The organism is Polaromonas sp. P1_G2, assembly GCF_056405515.1.
Window position 1 is genome coordinate 1 of the sequence record NZ_JBFUBY010000420.1, and the last position, 2,485, is coordinate 2,485.

Here is a 2,485-nt window from a genome sequence, read left to right on the forward strand (position 1 = left end):
GTCGAGCACCGCAGGTTGCCCGGTCGAGCACCGCAGGTTGCCCGAAGCGAAGCGTAGGGACCCAGACTGCGGGTCGCCTTTTCTTTGGTGACTTTCTTTTGGCGAAGCAAAAGAAAGTTACTTGCTGCCGGGCAACCCCCGGCCAGCAGAACTTAGAAGAGAGGAAGCGCGCCCGCCGGCGCAAGACCCGGCCCCCCACCCTCAGCCAAGGCTGGAATGAATCATCTCCCTAACCCGCGGATAAATCTGCTGATTCCACTTCCGCCCACTGAACACCCCATAGTGCCCAACCCCCGTCTGCACATGATGCGTCTTCATGTAAGGCCGTATCCCGGTGCAAAGGTCCTGCGCCGCAACGGTCTGCCCGACTGAGCAGATGTCGTCCCGTTCGCCTTCGACCGTCATCAGCGCGGTGCGGCGTATGGCGGCGGGTTTCACGAGGCGGCCGCGGTAGCTGAGCTTGCCCAGCGGCAGGTCGTAGGTCTGGAACACCTTCTCGACCGTCTCGAGATAGAACTCGGCGGGCAGGTCGTTGACGGCCAGGTACTCGTCGTAGAACACGCGGATGATGTTGGCCTTTTCCAAGTCGCCGTCCAGCAGGTGCTGGTACATGTCCTGGAATGATTTTTTGTGGCGCTCCAGGTTCATGCTGAGAAATGCGCTGAGCTGCACAAAGCCCGGGTACACGCGCCGCATATAACCGGTGTGCGGGAGCGGCACATGGCTGATCAGGTTTTTCTCGAACCACTCGATCGGCTTGCTGGTGGCCAGCGTGTTGACGCCCGTCGGGTTCACGCGGCAGTCCACCGGGCCGGCCATCAGGGTCAGGCTGCGCGGCTGGGCCGGGTCGTCGTCTTCGGCCATGACGGCCGTCGCCGCCAGCGCCGCCACGCAGGGCTGGCATACCGCCACCACATGCGTGCCCGGGCCTATGGCCTGGGTGAAACGGATCATGTGGTCTATGTAGTCGTCGAGCGCGAAGGCGCCGTGGCGCAAGGCCACGTCGCGCGCGTTGTGCCAGTCGGTGATGTAGACGTCGTGGTCCTGCAGCAGGGTGCGCACGGTCTCGCGCAGCAGCGTGGCGAAGTGGCCCGACAGCGGGGCCACCAGCAGCACCGGCGGCTGGAAAGGCAGATCGGCCGGCGTTTCCTTTTTGAAGCGCAGCAGGGTGCCAAAGGGCATGGACAGCACAGCCTCTTCCGTGACCGCGAATTCGCGCTCGCCCACTTTTACCGAGCTGATGCCGTAGGCCGGGCGTGAATGCGTCAGGCGCAGGCGTGAAAACACCTCCATGGACGCCGAGAACTTGCGCAGCAGGCTGCCCTCGGTTTTGCCCAGCCAGAGCGCCGCGCTGCCGCCTTGGGCCAGCAGGCGAAGCGGCGACATCAGGTCGGACTGGAGTTGGTAGGCCTGGTAAAGCATGGGAGTCCTGGCTCTTGAATCGGGTTTGTGGCCCGGATGGGGTGAACGCAGGCAAGTTACGGGCCAATCGTCACCGGCTGCCCGCGCGCTGGCACAAGCCTTGCGGAGGGTTGGTCACCCCCGGGCAGTGGGGACCAACTTTGCGGTTCAAGGAGCAATCTCATGGCCAAGGCAGTCCTGACGATCAGCAGCAAAAACTACGGTGCCTGGGCACTGCGCGGCTGGCTGCTGGCGAAGTTTGCCGGGCTGGAATTCACCGAAAAAGTGATCTCCCCCGACGATCCGGCCATGAAGGCCGAAATGCTGCTGCTGTCGTCCAGCATGCTGGTGCCCTCGCTGCAGCATAACGGCGTGAAGGTCTGGGACACGCTGGCGATTGCCGAATACCTCAATGAAATCAAGCCCAAAGCGCAGCTGTTGCCGGCGGACGTCAAGGTGCGGGCACATTGCCGCGCGGTTTGCGGCGAAATGCATTCGGGCTTTGCCTCGCTGCGCGCCGCGCTGCCCATGAACCTCAAGGCCCATTTCCCGAACTTCAAGGTCTGGTCGCGTGCGCAGGCCGACATCGACCGGGTGCTGGAGATCTGGAAAGAATGCCTGGCTTCCTATGGCGGACCTTATTTGTTCGGCAAGCAGCTGTCGGTGGCGGATGCCATGTATGCGCCTGTTGTTACTCGCTTCCTGACTTATGACGTGCCGCTGGACAAGGCTTGTATGGCTTATTGCAAGCGGGTTATGGAGTTGCCGGCTATGAAGGAGTGGGTGCTTGCGGCCAAGAAGGAGCCGGATGACATTGACGAACTTGACGCTGAGTTCTGAGCGAGCTGGCTTCTGAGTTTTTCGTTGCTCCAAGGCTGTTTTCTTTGCTGGGTTCTGCTGGCCGGGGGTTGCCCGGCGGCAAGTAACTTTCTTTTGCTTCGCCAAAAGAAAGTCACCAAAGAAAAGGCGACCCTGGTTGCTGCGTCCCTTCGCTTCGCTGCGGGCAACCTGCGGTGCTCGGTTCAGGCGGGGTCTCGCTAAACTCGCTTCGCTCAAACAACGCGATCCCTGATCCGCCTGAACC

The 2,485-nt window shown here is 62.0% G+C and carries 2 protein-coding genes; one reads left to right on the forward strand and one right to left on the reverse strand.

Features of this window, described 5'->3' with window-relative positions:
* Window positions 1-201: 201 nt before the first annotated feature.
* Window positions 202-1,422: a polyhydroxyalkanoate depolymerase gene (locus AC1D0P_RS24570; protein ID WP_477679125.1), complete on the reverse strand. Its 1,221-nt coding sequence runs from the start codon at window positions 1,420-1,422 to the stop codon at window positions 202-204.
* A 162-nt stretch (window positions 1,423-1,584) separates the two neighbouring features.
* Between AC1D0P_RS24570 and AC1D0P_RS24575 the strand changes: the two genes are divergently transcribed.
* Complete coding sequence (locus AC1D0P_RS24575) at window positions 1,585-2,241, forward strand: glutathione S-transferase (RefSeq protein ID WP_477679126.1); 657 nt, start codon at window positions 1,585-1,587, stop codon at window positions 2,239-2,241.
* Window positions 2,242-2,485 lie beyond the last annotated feature (244 nt).